The following is a 14,737-nucleotide window of genomic DNA, read 5'->3' on the forward strand; positions in this document are numbered from 1 at the left end:
GGAGCCCACCCGCTCTTCGCTGTCAGCGATGCAGCGCGAGGCTGTTCTCCAGCCGGTCGAGCAGCGACTCCAGCGCGGCCTCGAACTCCTCCCGGCTGTGGTCCTCGCTCAGCCTCTCGCGCAGGCGGAAGACCTGTGGGGCGCGTGCCTCGACATCCGGCCCGTCGTGCTCGGCGGTAGTGCCGGGCGCGGGCTCATCGGCCGTCTCGTGCGCGGCGGCTTCGAGCAGCAGCTGGCCGAGCAGGAAGCTCGAGAACGAGCGATACGTCGCGACTGCCTGGGCGTCGCTGAAGCCGCGGGCGAGAAGTGCGGCGAGGAAAGCGTCGACCACCTCGACGCTGCGCATGGGCGGACGCAGCCAGGGAGCCGCGGGGTTCTGCGATGCGACGAGCGGGAAAGCGCGAGGATGCTCGATCGCGATCCTGCGCATCTCGTGGGCCATCGCCTGCAGCAACCCCTGCCAGTGCTCGGCGACCTCGTCATCGAGGGAGTCCATCAGGTCGCCGGTGAGCACGTCGACGACCCCCTCGAGCAGGTCTTCCCGGCCACGCACGTACCGGTAGAGCGACATGGCCTCGACGCCGAGTCGCTCGGCGAGCGAGCGCATCGAGAGGGCGCTCACGCCGGCCTCGTCGATCTGCGCGAGCGCTGCGGTGACGATCGAATCGCGGGTCAGGCCTCGCCCGCGCGAGCCGCTTCGCGATGGGTCTTCCGGATGCTCGACCACGCCCCGATCCTACCTTCGGCGAGTCGGCGCCCGCTGGTCAGAGCGCGCGGATCGGCCGCTCATGCACGGTGGTGCTCAGGTGCACGCCGTTGAGCTCGAGATAGATCTGACGCTCGGTCACAGAGACGGTCATGGTGTTGCGACGGGCGAGCGCCGCCGCGGCATCATCGAGGAACCCCGCGTCGAAGCTGTGCAGCACGATGGCGTCGGCCTTGTGGATCGTCTTGCCCGCCCAGTTGGCGATCACCTTCGCCGGGTCGCGGTAGGTGTACACGACCGTGCGATCGGCTAGCTTGCTGCCGTAGTGCAGGCGTGTGGCGTCTGGTGCACCGACCTCGATCCAGGCCGTGACGCGGCCGGTGCGGTCACGCACGAGCACCGCCGGCTCGTCGGTCGCAGCCACGCCCTCGGTGAACGCGATGCCGTCCGCATACTCGAGGCAGTACGCCAGCAGCCGCGTGAGCATGTACGCGTCGGTCTCGGACGGATGCCGCGCGAGTCGCAGGCTCAGCTCGTCGTAGACGCCGCGGTCGACGTCGGCGAGCTGCACATCGAACGTGTGGATCGTTGCGCCTGCCGCCATGGGTTCGAGCTTACGCGTCGAACACCACGGCGGCAGGCGCCCTCCGGTCGCAGTCGGACCGACCGGGGGGTGAGCGATCAGATGGTCGTTGTCCCCACATCGACCATCGCGACGATGAGCCCGAACTCCGTCGCGGCGCCTCGGGTGGCGAGCCGCATTCCTCCCGCTTCGGTCTCGGCTGAGCAGGTGCGAGACCTGAGACCACCTTCTCATCGACCTCGTGCGAAAGGGGGCGTCAGCCGGGTTCCCGCACGGCTCCGGACGGACCCGGCCTGTGATGAGTCGACGAGCAGTGCCGCACGGGCGTCCGTTCGACGATTCATGCCGAATCGTTCATACGTCTAATGGCGCTCGGCCCGCATCCTGCTTTCAGGATCCCTTCCCCGACAGCTGACGATAGATGGGCCATCGAGTAGCAATCTGACATGTGCTATGTTACAGGCGAGCCACGGCCCGTCCGTGGCCACGCCCGTCGAAGATGCGGGCATCCGACCGAGAATCAAGGACGACTCTATGGCCCGCAAGAAGCTGTCCCCCCTGGCTCCCCTTATCGTCGCCTCATCCTTCGCGCTCGTGCTCAGCGGCTGCTCGTCCGCCGGCGGCGGTGGCGGCGGCGACGCCGGCGAACCGCAGACCGGCGGCACCCTCAAGGTGCTCTCCAACGGCGACACCGATCGCATCGATCCGCAGCTGATCGCGTACGTGCCCTCGAACAGCATCACGCGCGTCATCTCCCGCTCGCTGCTCAGCTACGAGGCATCCAACGACGCCGAGACGCGCTCGAAGCTGGTCGGCGACCTCGCCACCGAGGTGCCCAAGCCGACCGATGACGGGCTGACCTACACCATCACCCTGCGCGACGGCGCCACCTGGGATGCGCCCGACGGCGCCCGCCCGATCGTCTCGGAAGACGTCGAGCGCGGCATCAAGCGCATCTGCAACCCGCACATCGGCGCCGCCTTGGGCAGCTACTTCATCACGCTCATCGACGGCATGGCGCAGTTCTGCGACGGCTTCGCCGATGTCGCTCCCGAGGCCGGCGCGATGAAGGAGTACATCGAGGCCAACGACATCACCGGAATCGAGACGCCCGACGACAAGACGGTCGTGTTCCGCCTCACCGAGCCCGCATCCGACTTCACGTCCATGCTCAGCCTGTCGACCGCCAACCCCGCCCCGGTCGAGGTGCTGGACTACCTGCCCGACTCGCCGGAGTACCGCAACAACTTCATCTCGTCGGGCCCGTACACGATCGACGAGCACAAGCCCGACGTGAAGCTCACCCTCACACGAAACAAGTCGTGGGACGCGAAGAGCGACCCGCTGCGCAAGGCGTACGTCGACAGCATCGAGATGACGATGGGCGTGGAGGTGGATGCCGCCATGCAGCAGCTCCAGGCGGGCTCCGCCGACATGCTGTTCGACATCCAGCCGGGACCTGCGAACATCCAGCAGCTCACCGCCGCCAATGACGAGAAGTTCTCGACCCTCGAGAACGGCGGGGTCGACCAGTTCATGTGGATCAACACCAAGACCGACAACAACGGCGGCGCGCTGCAGAAGCTCGAGGTTCGCCAGGCCCTGCAGTACGCGATCGACAAGAGCGCCGTCGTGCAGGTCATGGGCGGTACCGATATCGCCACGGTCACGAACGGCATCTTCGGACCCGGGATCAACGGGTACGAGGAGTACTCGCCGTACGGCGACGGGAGCGGCAAGGCCGACCCCGAGAAGGCGAAGGAGCTGCTCGCGAAGGCCGGCGTGCAGAATCTCACCCTGAAGTTCCCCTACCGCAACCTCGGCTCGCAGCCCGACATCGCCCAGACCGTGCAGGCGAGCCTCGAGAAGGCAGGCATCACCGTCGAGCTCTTCCCGGTCCCGCCCACCGACTACTACGCCAACTTCATGACCAACCGCGAGAACGCGTCCGGCGGCGAGTGGGACATCGCGCTGGTCGGCTGGTCGCCGGACTGGGTCGGCGGCGCCGCGCGCAGCGTGTACCAGCCGCAGTTCACCTTCGACGGGACGCCGCAGGCGTACAACTACGTCGACTACAACAACGACGAGGCGAACGCCCTGGCCGACCAGGCTCTGGCGGCCAGCACGCCCGAAGAGGCCGCCAAGCTGTGGCACCAGGTCGACCAGACGGTCATGAAGGACTCGCCCATCGTCAGCATCGCGGCGAAGAAGAAGGCCAACTACCACTCGGCGCGTGTGCAGAACTTCTCGATCTACGCTCTCGCGCAGAACGGCGACTGGGCCAACGTCTGGCTGACGAAGTAGCCGCTGCTCGACCTGCTGCTGCGGCGCGACCCGCTCGCGCCGCAGCAGCCCCACTCGGAAGAGAAGAGAACGAATGCCCATTCTCGAGGTGTCCCATCTGAAGGTCGACATCCCCACCGAGGGCGGCGACGTGCACGCTGTGAAGGACGTCTCGTTCGACGTCGCCGAGGGCGAGTTCTTCGGCATCGTCGGCGAATCCGGCTCGGGCAAATCGGTGCTCGTGCAGTCGGTGATGGGTCTCATCCCGCAGGCACGCACCTCCGGCGCGGTGCGCTTCCAGGGCGAGGACCTGCTGACACTCGATCCCGAGCGGCTGCGCCGCAAGCGCGGACGCGAGATCAGCATGATCTTCCAGGACCCGCTGTCCAGCCTGCATCCGCAGTACACCGTCGGATGGCAGATCGTCGAGCAGATCCGCGCACACGAGAACGTCTCCCGCCAAGCGGCGAAGGCGCGGGCGATCCAGCTGCTCGACAAGGTGCACATCAGCGATGCGGCGTCGCGGTTCGACGCATACCCGCACCAGTTCTCCGGCGGCATGCGTCAGCGCGTGATGATCGCCATGAGCCTCTCGCTCGACCCGGCGCTGATCATCGCGGATGAGCCGACCACCGCGCTCGACTCCACCGTGCAGGCGCAGATCCTGCAGCTCCTCGGTGAGATGAAGCAGGACTTCGGGGCGACGGTGCTGATGATCAGCCACGACCTCAGCGTGATGGCGAGTGTCGCCGACCGCGTCATGGTCATGTACCGCGGCGAGCAGGTCGAGGTCGGCACGAGTGATGAGGTGCTGCGCCGCCCACGAGAGCCGTACACGCGCGACCTGATCGCGTCGTCGGCCTTCACGCAGAGCGAGCGTCGGGCTCCGCTCGGTCAGCTCGCCGAGGCCGCCCCGGGCGATGCCGCCCCCGCCGCGGCCGGTCCGGTCACGGCTGCACCGATCGCCGAGGCGTCGGATGTCAGCGTCTCGTTCTCGGCGCGGCGCGGCGTCGAGCGCAAGGTTCTCGACGGCATCAGCCTCGAGGTGCGCCGAGGCGAGACGCTGGGCCTGGTGGGCGAGAGCGGATGCGGCAAGACCACGCTCGCCCGCACGCTCGCCGGCCTCGTACCGCCGTCGGAGGGCACCGTGCGCTTCGACGGCACCGACCTGCGCACCCTCAACGGTGCGCAGTGGCGGCGGATGCGCCAGCGCGTACAGGTGGTCTTCCAGGACCCCTTCTCATCGCTCAACCCCAAGCGCCGCGTCGGATCGATCATCGGCGACCCGCTGCGCATCCACGGCGTGGGCACCCCACGCGAACGCGAACGCCGCGTCCTCGAGCTGCTCGAGCAGGTCGGCCTCGACCCCGACCACTACAACCGCTTCCCTGCGCAGTTCTCGGGCGGGCAGCGTCAGCGGATCGGGATCGCGCGCGCCATCGCGCTCAACCCCGATCTGATCATCCTCGACGAGCCTGTCTCGGCGCTCGATGTCACGGTGCAGGCCCAGGTGCTGCAGCTGCTCGACGACCTGCAGCGCGAGCTCGGGCTGACCTATCTGTTCATCTCGCACGACCTCGCCGTCGTCCGTCACATGTGCGACCGCATCGCCGTGATGGAGCACGGGCGCATCATCGAGCTCGGCGAGGCCGAGACCATCTACGACGCGCCGCAGCAGCCGTTCACGAAGAAGCTGCTGGCCGCTGCGTTCCTCGGCGCGCTCAGCGACGCCGGTGACCCCACCCCGTCGGAGGCGCACGCATGAGCCCGTTCTCGAAAGAGACCCTGACACTGCTCATCCCGGCGAAGGGCGCCGCCGACGCGGCATCCGGGGTGAAGAGCTCGTGGCAGCTCACCCTCCGCCGGCTGCGGCGGGACCCGGCCAGCGTGGGCTCTGCCGTCGTCATCGTGTTCATCGTCGTCTTCGCCCTCGGCGCGCCCCTGATCGCGCAGTGGACCGGGCACGGTCCCACCGAGCAGTTCCGCGAGACCGGGCTGTCGCCCGCCGGCATGCCTGTGCCACCGAACGGCGAGTTCCTGCTCGGCACCGACCAGCTCGGCCGCGACCTGCTGGTGCGGCTCGCCTACGGTGCCCAGGTGTCGCTGCTGGTCGGCGTGGTCGCGTCGCTGGCGGCCTCGGCGATCGGCATCCTGATCGGGATGACCGCCGGCTTCTTCGGCGGGGTGGTCGACACGGTGCTCAGCCGCGTCATCGATCTGGTGATGAGCGTGCCGTTCCTGCTCGTGGCGATCGCCACGGTGTCGGTGCTCGGGCCCAGCCTGCAGCTGTCGATCTCGGTGATCGTGTTCTTCAGCTGGGCGGGCCTGGCCCGCGTCATCCGCGGGCAGGTGCTCGCCCTGCGTGAGCGGGAGTTCATCGAGACGGCCCGCTCGCTCGGTCAGTCCCCCATCGCCACGATGTTCCGCGATGTGCTGCCGAACCTGGTCGTGCCGATCGTGGTGTACACGACGTTGATGATCCCCGCCGCCATCGTGTTCGAGGCCACGCTGTCGTTCCTGGGCCTCGGCACCGTGCCGCCCACCCCCAGCTGGGGCAACATGCTCGCCGACGCCTCCAACGGATCGATGTACATCGTCGCTCCGTGGATGGTGCTCGTGCCCGGCCTTGCCCTGCTGGCGCTGACCATCACGTTCAACCTCGTCGGCGACGGTCTTCGCGACGCGCTCGATCCGTCCTCTGCGAAGGGAGCGCGGGCATGATCCGCTTCCTGCTGTCGCGCATCGGGTTCGGCCTGCTGGTGCTGTTCCTGCTCAGCGTGTTCATCTTCGTGCTGTTCTACGTGACGCCCTCCGACCCGGCGCGGATCATCGCCGGCGACAAGGCGACCGAGGCGCTCATGGCGCAGATTCGGGCGAACCTCGGCCTCGACAAGCCGATCTGGGAGCAGTACCTGATCTTCATCGGCAACCTGCTGCAGGGTGACCTCGGCTTCTCGTACCGCTCGAGCCTGCCTGTCGCCGATCTCGTACTGGCCCGGATCCCCGCGACCATGTCGCTGGTCTTCGGCGCGGTGGTCCTGTGGCTCGCGATCGGAATCCCGATCGGCATCGCCTCGGCCAAGCGTCCGGGCAGCGTCCGCGACCGCCTGGGTCAGGGGTTCGCGCTGGTCGGCATCAGCTTCCCCACCTTCGTGCTGGGCATGCTCGCCCTGTACCTGCTGTACTACCTGCCCACCCGCTTCGGGGTGAACCTGTTCCCGCCGTCGGGGTACGTGCCCTTCGCGACCGACCCTCTGCAGTGGGCGTGGCATCTGGCGCTGCCATGGCTGACCCTCGCGATGGTCACCGCGGCGGTGTACGCGCGGCTCACCCGCGGGCAGATGCTCGACGTGCTCGGCGAGGACTACGTGCGCACGGCACGAGCGAAGGGATTGACCGAGCGGCGTGTGATCTACGTGCACGCCTTCCGCAGCGCCATGCCGCCGCTGGTCACCCAGCTCGGCATCGACATCGGGCTGCTGCTGGGTGGTGTCATCGTGATCGAGCAGGTCTTCGGCCTGCAGGGCGTCGGGGCGCTCGCGGTGACCAGCGTCGCCATGCAGGATCGGCCGGTCGTGATCGCCATCGTGCTGCTCGGCGGACTGTTCGTCGTGCTCTCGAACCTCATCGTCGACCTCTTCTACGCGCTGCTCGACTCCCGGGTGCGCACCCGGGCGCAGTGAGCGCGGCACCGGTCACGGCGGGCGCGGCGCCACCGGACCCGGCAGCCCCGGGCAGACTGGATCGGTGCCTGCGAACCGCCGGCATCCCCATCGGAAGGCAAGGTGACCTGCGTGACCTCTGGCAGCGCGTACTTCGTCGGCAAGGACATCGTGGCCCGCGACGTGTGGACCACCGTGCCCCTGGACTGGAACGACCCCGACGGCGAGACCATCGAGATCTTCGCCCGTGAGTTCGTCGCCGCCGAGCGCCGCCACGACGACCTGCCGCTGCTGCTGCACCTGCAGGGCGGTCCCGGCGGCAAGGGCGTGCGACCGGTCGGTCGGGGCGACTGGGTCGCCGCCGCGCTGTCGCGCTTCCGGCTCATCGTGCCCGACCAGCGCGGCACCGGCCGGTCGACGCCGCTGTCGGGGTCGCGGTTCGCCGAGATGCCGGCTGAGGAGGCCGCGCGACGGCTGTCGCTGCACCGGGCGGACTCGATCGTGCGCGACTTCGAGGCGCTGCGCGCCGCACACTACGGCGGGCGCCGCTGGTGGACGATCGGGCAGAGCTACGGCGGCTTCCTCACACTGCACTACCTCTCCGCCTTCCCCGAGGCGATCGTCGCCTCCGCGATCGCGGGCGGGCTCCCCTCGCTCGATCCGGACCCCGCCGAGGTCTACCGGCGCACGTTCCCGCGCGTGGTGGAGAAGAACCGGCAGTTCCGTGAGCGCGCCCCGCACCTCGCCGAGCGCATCGCGCGGGTCGCGGACACCCTGCAGGCGCAGGACGTCCGCCTCGCCGACGGCGACCGCCTCACCGTGCGCCGCCTGCAGACCCTGGGCTTCGACTTCGGCATGGGCCCCGGGTTCGACCGGGTGCACTGGCTGCTCGATGAGGCCTTCAGCGACCCGGCCGAGACCGGGCTGAGCGACACCTTCCTCGCCTCGGTGGGCCCGGCCACCGCGTTCGCCGGCAACCCGCTGTTCATCGCCCTGCAGGAGAGCATCTACGGCGCAGGGCCGACGGGCTGGGCGGCGCAGCGCGAGCGGGAGCGGCACCCGGAGTTCGACGAGGATGCGCGGCCGGTGCTGTTCACCGGCGAGATGGTGTTCCCCTGGATGTTCGAGGAGGTCCGTGCGCTGCGCGGCTTCCGCGCGGGGGTCGAGCTGCTCGCCACACAGGAATGGCCGATCGAGCTGTACGACACCGCGCGGCTCGGCGCGAACGAAGTGCCGGTCGAGGCGGTGGTGTACTTCGACGACATGTACGTCGACGCCGGGCTCTCGCTCGACACCGCGGCCCGCGTGGGAGGGCTGCACGCGTGGGTCACCAACGAGCACGAGCACGACGGCATCGTCATGGACGGCGTCGCCGAGCGGCTGTTCACCGCACTCGAATGGCGCCTCGGCGGGCGCGGCGGCGAACGATCCTGACCCGGCGGGTGCGCCATCCGCACCTGTTCCCCGCCCGACGACCCTCTGGAGACAGCATGAGCAATCACCACCACCAGCCCACCGGCTACGGCGCCGAGGTGCACGTCGTCGACTGGGAGAGCGGCATCCCGAACGCCCGCTCCGACTCGCAGGATCCACGGATGCCGTCACTCGCGGCCGCCTCGGGTTTCACCGACTGGATGAGAACCGGTTGGGGTGATGCCGACCGCACGCCGCGGGTAGAGCCCGGCGCCGCGCAGGCGGCCGCCCGTCACCGCGAGCGCCTCTCGACCGCCCTTCCGGGTCGCACCCTCGTCGTCGCCGCGGGGCGCGCACACGCGCGACTGAACGACTTCTTCTTCGACTTCCGCGCACACAGCGACTTCCTCTGGCTGGTGGGCTTCGGTGTGGAGGACGGGGTGCTCGTGCTCACCCCCCGTGCCGGAGGACATGACGCGACGCTGTACATCATCCCGCCCGCGCGTCCCGGCGCCGCCGCCTTCCATGCCGACCCCACCCACGGCGAGCTCTGGGTCGGTCCGCTCGCCGGCACCGCTGAGCTGGCCGACGCCCTGGACGTGCGCGTACGCGAACTGGACGAGCTCGCTGTGCCCGACGACGCGCTCATCGCGGGCAGTGCGGTCGTGGGCGCCGTGCCCGGTCGGCAGCTGGGCGCCCGGGCACGCTCAGCCGAGCTCGCCCAGACGCTCTCCGCGCTGCGAATGCAGAAGGACGCGTGGGAGCTCGCCGAGCTGCGCGCGGCCGTGCAGCACACCGTCGAGGGATTCGCCCAGGTGCGCCGAGAGATCCCCCACGCCGTGCAGCACGGCGGCGAGCGCTGGCTGCAGGGGACCTTCGACCGGCACGCCCGCACGGTCGGCCAGGCACCCGGGTACGCGAGCATCGTCGGCTCGGGAGCGAATGCGCCCATCCTGCACTGGGTGCGCGCCGACAGCCCGGTCGATCCCGAAGCGCTGCTGCTGCTGGACATGGGAGTGGAGAACCGCAGTGGATACACCGCCGATGTGACGCGCACGCTCCCGGCGAGCGGACGCTTCACCACGGCGCAGCGCGAGGTGCACGACCTGGTCGAGCGCTCGCACCGCGCCGGCCTCGCCGCGGTGGCACCCGGTCGCGACTGGCGGGACTTCCACATCGCGTGCATGGAGGTGCTCGCACAGGGTCTCTCCGACTGGGGGCTGCTGCCGGTCTCGGTCGACGAAGCGCTCGCGGCGGATGGTCAGCACCACCGCCGCTACATCGTGTGCGGCGTCGGACACCACCTCGGACTCGACGTGCACGACTGCGGGGCGTCATCGTACGCGCAGTACTTCGAGGCGAGCATGCAGCCGAGCATGGCGCTCACGGTCGAGCCGGGTCTGTACTTCCACGCGTGGGATGAGACCGTGCCGCCGGAGCTGCGGGGTATCGGCGTGCGCATCGAGGACGACGTCGTCGTGACCGACAGCGGGATCGAGGTGCTCAGCGACGCGCTGCCGATCGATTCCGCAGGGTTGGAGCACTGGATGGCCTCCGTACTGTAATATGTTACATATGACCAACGGCTTCAGCGCCGCGAAAGCTGGAAAGGAACAAAGATGTCTCAGAAGGCTCCCTGGCATGGCGTGATCGTCGCATCCGCCCTGCCGTTCAAGGACGACCTCTCGGTCGACTACGACCGTTTCGCCGATCACGTGCGCTTCCTCGCCGAGAACGGTTGCGACGGGATTGCGCCGAACGGCTCGCTGGGTGAATACCAGAACCTCAGCGAGCAGGAGCGCGCGAAGGTGATCGAGGTCGCCGTTGACGCCGCCCCCGAGGGCTTCTCGGTGATGGCGGGCGTCGGCGCCTACGGTGCGCTGCAGTCGGCGCACTGGGCCGAGCAGGCCGCGAAGGCCGGCGCGGACTGCGTCATGCTGCTGCCTCCGAACACGTATCGGGCGAACCGTGAGCAGGTGAAGCACCACTACGCCACCGTCGCAGCGGTCGGCCTGCCCATCGTGGGCTACAACAACCCCATCGACACCAAGGTCGACCTCGTGCCCGACCTGATCGCCGAGATCCACGAGGCCGGCCACATGGTGGGCGTGAAGGAGTTCACCGGCGACCCCCGGCGCATCTACGAGATCAAGGAGCTCGCTCCCGACATCGACATCCTGATCGGCACCGACGACAGCGTTCTCGAGGTCGGCATCGCGGGAGCCGTCGGCTGGGTGGCCGGCTACCCCAACGCCATCCCGCAGGCCACCGTCGAGCTGTTCCGCCTGTCGACCTCGGGAGACGTGCGCGACCTCGAGCGCGCCAAGGTGATCTACCGCGACCTGCACAAGCTGCTGCGCTGGGACACCAAGACGGAGTTCGTCGAGTCCATCAAGCTCTCGATGGACGTGCTCGGCCTGTACGGCGGCCCCTGCCGCCCGCCGCGCCTGCCCCTTCCGAAGGACGTCGCCGACCGCATCGTCGCCGACACCGAAGAAGCCGCCGCCAAGGGCTACGGCAAGTGATCCACGCCGTGGATGCGCGGGCGGCGTGCTGTCGCCGCGCATCCACGGCATCCGATAGTTTCGTAGGCAGTGCCATGCCGCATGGCACTGCCTACGCTTCTTGATCGGTGGTCGTTCATGACACTCCCCTCCGTCGTCACCCCCCTGCAGCCGGTGATGAACCTGCGTGAGCGCGTGGAGGTGGCGCTCGAGGCGGCGATCCGCGCCGGAGAGATGGCCCCCGGCGAGCTCTTCTCGGCGCCCGCGCTCGCCGCCCGATTCAACGTCTCGGCCACGCCGGTGCGCGAAGCGATGCTGAACCTCGAGAAGCTCGGCTTCGTCGAGGCGGTGCGCAACAAGGGGTTCCGCGTCACCGAGGTGCGCGATGACGAGGTGGCGAACATCGTCGCGGTGCGGCGACTGCTTGAGCCGCCGGTGATGCGCGAGCTGGCGGGGAAGATCCCGGCGGATGTCATCGAGAAGCTGCGCGCGACGGCGGATGCCATCGTCGAGGGCGCCTCCAGCGGCGACCTCACCACGTACCTCGAAGCCGATCGCGCCTTCCACGAGGCGATCAACGTGCACAGCGGCAACCCGCGCCTGGCCACGCTCATCTCGCAGCTGCGCAAGGAGACCCGCCTACCTGGCCTGGCCGATCTGCTGGCCACGGAGGAGCTGTCACGCTCGGCCGCGGAGCACCACGAGCTGCTGGACCTGCTCGCGGCGGGTGAGGGTGAGCGCGCCGAGCGCCTCATGCACCAGCACATCGGCCACGTCATCGGCTGGTGGGCGGGACGGCCCGAAGCCGCCAGCTGACGCCTGCTCGCCCGCGTGGCGGATCATCCGTGCGAGGTACACGGATACCTCGCATGCACGACGCGGTGCGGATCCGCTGCGGCGAGGCTGGAAGCATGAACGCACGCACAGCCCTCGCCGCTTCCGTCCTGATTGCCGCAGCGGGGTTCTCCCTGACCGGATGCACGGCGTACGAGGAGCTCGTCCACCAGCAGTCCACGCACACCTTCGACGACCTCGCCGCGTTCCGTGCGGAGGCCGAGGTCGACGCGCCGTGGCTCCCCGCGGATGCCACCGACATCACCGTGCGCACCTCGACGTCGGAGAAGTCCGATGACGTGGTCATCCTGCTCACCGGTGAATCCCCTCTCGCCGGCGACTGCGCGGATGTTGAGCGACGCTCGGCACCGGTGTGGACTCTCGACGACGCACCGGACCCTTACGCGGCGAAAACGGTCTTCGCCTGCGGCGACTGGAGCGTGATCCCCGCAGAGGACGGCTGGTTCGGCTGGACGCCGAACTCCGACGCGGAGCGCGCGGACGCGCGGGGGAAGTGACCGGTCGGCGAAACGCGCACCGTCTGGTCGCACGCCGCTGTCGGATACGGGAAAACCCCCGATTTCTCGGGGGTTTTCATGGCGGTGACGGTGGGATTTGAACCCACGGTAGGGGGTTACCCTACACAACTTTTCGAGAGTTGCACCTTCGGCCGCTCGGACACGTCACCGTCGTCCAGCTTACGACATCCGTCCGCCCGTTCGCGAATCGAGACCGACCCGCGCACCGAACAGCGATAGCGCGTGACATATTACTGTTTTGATCCTAGATTGGGAGCATGCCCGACGTCATCGCGGATCTCGCCCTGGTCAACGCGCAGCTGCTCTCGGAGCGGGTGAGCATGTCCGCCGCCATCGCCGCCGTGCAGAGCACGCTGCGAGACGGTTTCGACCCCGAGCACGACCTCGCGCGGCAGATCCTCGACGTCCCCAACGGGCAGCTGCTGCTCATGCCCGCCGCCGCGGGCGGCGCCGTGGGGCAGAAGTTCGCCACAGTCGCGCCCGGCAATCCCGAGCGGGGTCTCGAGCGCATCCAGGGCGTGTACATCCTCGTCGACGGCCAGACCCTCGCGCCCACTGCCATCCTCGACGGCACCGCGCTGACGAGCCTGCGCACCCCCGCGGTCTCCGCCGCCTGCGCGGACGTGCTCGCCGGCGCGACCGCCGGCGACCTCGTCGTCATCGGCACCGGGCCGCAGTCGATCCGTCACGTCGAGGCGTTCGCGGCGATCCGCCCGCTGCGCTCGGTGCGCATCATCGGGCGGGATGCCGGACGCGCGGCATCCGCCGTCGAGGCCTCCCGCTCCTACGCGCCCGACGCCGACATGCGCGCAGGCACCTTCGACGACATCGCGGCCGCCGACCTCATCGTGTGCGCGACCACGGCATCCGCTCCCCTGTTCCCCTCTGAGGCGGTGCGCGACGACGCGACGATCGTCGCGATCGGCTCGCACGAGCCCGACCGCACCGAACTCGACCCCGCGCTCGTCGGCCGATCGCAGGTCGTCGTGGAGAGCCGCCGGGTCGCGGCATCCGAAGCCGGTGACGTGATCGTCGCCGTAGAGGCGGGGATGCTGCGCCTCGAGGACGTCGTGACCATGCACGAACTGTTCACCGGCGCGACTCCCGCCGCGACCGACCGCCCGCGGATCGTCAAGACCTGCGGCATGGGCTGGCAGGACCTCGCCGTCGCCCGGCTGGCCGTCTGAGCGCCGGACCACGGAACCACCCGAGCATCGAAGGAGAACGCATGCAGTGGAGCACCGAGGACTGGCACACCGCCGGGGAGCCGTTCCGCATCGTCGAGGGCGCACCCACGCACGGCGACACGGTCGCCGAGCGCCGCATCGAGGCGATCAGCGGTGAAGCGGATGCCATCCGGCGGTTCCTCTGCCTCGAGCCGCGCGGCCACGACGACATGTACGGCGGGTTCATCACCCCGCCCGACGACGCGGGCGCCGACTTCGGGGTGCTGTTCTGGCACAAGGACGGCTTCTCGACGGCGTGCGGGCACGGCACGATCGCCCTCGGCGCCTGGGCGGTGCGCACCGGCCGAGTCCCGTCCGACCCCGACGGCGAGACGGCGGTGACGATCGACGTTCCGAGCGGACGCGTGCAGGCGCTGGTGCGCCAGAGCGCAGGGCGCATCGACGAGATCGTCTTCCGCAACGTCGAATCCCGGGTGCTCGCCCGCGGCATCCCGCTGCGCACGTCGCACGGCGACGTCGAGGTCGACCTCGTCTTCGGCGGCGCGGTCTACGCGACGCTGCCCGCCTCGGTCGTCGCGCTCGAGGTCACCCCGCAGCACACCACCGATCTCATCGCGATCGGCCGCGAGATCAAGTGGGCGCTCAACGGGCATCCGGCCGCGCAGCTCGAGGACGACCGTCTTTCGGGGGTCTACGGCACCATCCTGTTCGACGATCTCGGGCGCACCGACGCGGGTCCCCACCAGCGCAACGTGACCGTGTTCGCCGACGGTGAGGTCGACCGCAGCCCGTGCGGCTCGGGCACTGCGGCGCGAGTGGCGCTGCTCGCGGCGAGCGGAGCGCTGGCCGATGACGAGACGCTCACCCACGACTCGATCATCGGCACCCGCTTCCTCGCGCGCGTCGCCGAGCGCACGACAGAGGGGGTCATCCCCGAAGTCCGCGGCATGGCGCACCGGGTCGGCACCTGCACGTTCGAACTCGACGAGAACGACCCCGTCGCCGACGGCTTCAGCCTGCGCTGAC

The 14,737-nt window shown here is 69.3% G+C and carries 13 protein-coding genes and 1 tRNA gene; 11 read left to right on the forward strand and 3 right to left on the reverse strand.

What is annotated here, in order from left to right; all coding sequences use genetic code 11:
• Window positions 1-22: 22 nt before the first annotated feature.
• On the reverse strand, window positions 23-727 hold the full coding sequence (locus BFN01_RS03585) for a TetR/AcrR family transcriptional regulator (protein ID WP_071641662.1): 705 nt from the start codon (window positions 725-727) through the stop codon (window positions 23-25).
• Between the two features lie 37 nt (window positions 728-764).
• A complete protein-coding gene (locus BFN01_RS03590) occupies window positions 765-1,310 on the reverse strand; it encodes a YaeQ family protein (protein ID WP_071641664.1) in 546 nt (181 codons plus the stop codon).
• Between the two features lie 513 nt (window positions 1,311-1,823).
• Here BFN01_RS03590 and BFN01_RS03595 point away from each other — a divergent pair.
• The 9 genes from BFN01_RS03595 to BFN01_RS03635 all read left to right on the forward strand — a co-directional run bounded on the left by BFN01_RS03595 (window position 1,824) and on the right by BFN01_RS03635 (window position 12,503).
• The gene (locus tag BFN01_RS03595; RefSeq protein ID WP_083428624.1) at window positions 1,824-3,593 is read left to right on the forward strand and encodes an ABC transporter substrate-binding protein; all 1,770 of its coding nucleotides are present in this window, start codon (window positions 1,824-1,826) and stop codon (window positions 3,591-3,593) included.
• 73 nt (window positions 3,594-3,666) lie between these two features.
• Window positions 3,667-5,337: an ABC transporter ATP-binding protein gene (locus BFN01_RS03600; protein ID WP_071641666.1), complete on the forward strand. Its 1,671-nt coding sequence runs from the start codon at window positions 3,667-3,669 to the stop codon at window positions 5,335-5,337.
• Complete coding sequence (locus BFN01_RS15110) at window positions 5,334-6,293, forward strand: ABC transporter permease (protein WP_071641668.1); 960 nt, start codon at window positions 5,334-5,336, stop codon at window positions 6,291-6,293. The genes BFN01_RS03600 and BFN01_RS15110 overlap by 4 nt, the downstream gene beginning before the upstream one ends.
• On the forward strand, window positions 6,290-7,255 hold the full coding sequence (locus BFN01_RS03610; protein ID WP_071641670.1) for an ABC transporter permease: 966 nt from the start codon (window positions 6,290-6,292) through the stop codon (window positions 7,253-7,255). Before BFN01_RS15110 ends, BFN01_RS03610 begins: the two co-directional genes overlap by 4 nt.
• 111 nt (window positions 7,256-7,366) lie before the next feature.
• Window positions 7,367-8,668: an alpha/beta fold hydrolase gene (locus BFN01_RS03615; RefSeq protein WP_071641815.1), complete on the forward strand. Its 1,302-nt coding sequence runs from the start codon at window positions 7,367-7,369 to the stop codon at window positions 8,666-8,668.
• A 56-nt stretch (window positions 8,669-8,724) separates the two neighbouring features.
• Window positions 8,725-10,212, forward strand: coding sequence for an aminopeptidase P family protein (locus BFN01_RS03620; RefSeq protein WP_083428625.1), 1,488 nt, complete (start codon window positions 8,725-8,727; stop codon window positions 10,210-10,212).
• A 54-nt stretch (window positions 10,213-10,266) separates the two neighbouring features.
• The gene (locus BFN01_RS03625) at window positions 10,267-11,172 is read left to right on the forward strand and encodes a dihydrodipicolinate synthase family protein (RefSeq protein ID WP_071641672.1); all 906 of its coding nucleotides are present in this window, start codon (window positions 10,267-10,269) and stop codon (window positions 11,170-11,172) included.
• 117 nt (window positions 11,173-11,289) lie between these two features.
• Window positions 11,290-11,967, forward strand: coding sequence for a GntR family transcriptional regulator (locus BFN01_RS03630; protein WP_071641674.1), 678 nt, complete (start codon window positions 11,290-11,292; stop codon window positions 11,965-11,967).
• 95 nt (window positions 11,968-12,062) lie between these two features.
• Window positions 12,063-12,503, forward strand: coding sequence for a hypothetical protein (locus BFN01_RS03635; RefSeq protein ID WP_143187139.1), 441 nt, complete (start codon window positions 12,063-12,065; stop codon window positions 12,501-12,503).
• Between the two features lie 79 nt (window positions 12,504-12,582).
• Here BFN01_RS03635 and BFN01_RS03640 read toward each other — a convergent pair.
• Window positions 12,583-12,673, reverse strand: a tRNA-Ser gene (locus tag BFN01_RS03640).
• 108 nt (window positions 12,674-12,781) lie between these two features.
• Between BFN01_RS03640 and BFN01_RS03645 the strand changes: the two genes are divergently transcribed.
• Window positions 12,782-13,711 carry an ornithine cyclodeaminase family protein gene (locus BFN01_RS03645; protein WP_071641679.1) on the forward strand — a complete coding sequence of 310 codons (930 nt, stop codon included), beginning with the start codon at window positions 12,782-12,784 and terminating at the stop codon, window positions 13,709-13,711.
• A 41-nt stretch (window positions 13,712-13,752) separates the two neighbouring features.
• Window positions 13,753-14,736 carry a proline racemase family protein gene (locus tag BFN01_RS03650; protein WP_177243793.1) on the forward strand — a complete coding sequence of 328 codons (984 nt, stop codon included), beginning with the start codon at window positions 13,753-13,755 and terminating at the stop codon, window positions 14,734-14,736.
• Window position 14,737 lies beyond the last annotated feature (1 nt).

Source organism: Microbacterium sp. AR7-10, from assembly GCF_001878835.1.
Classification (GTDB): domain Bacteria; phylum Actinomycetota; class Actinomycetes; order Actinomycetales; family Microbacteriaceae; genus Microbacterium; species Microbacterium commune.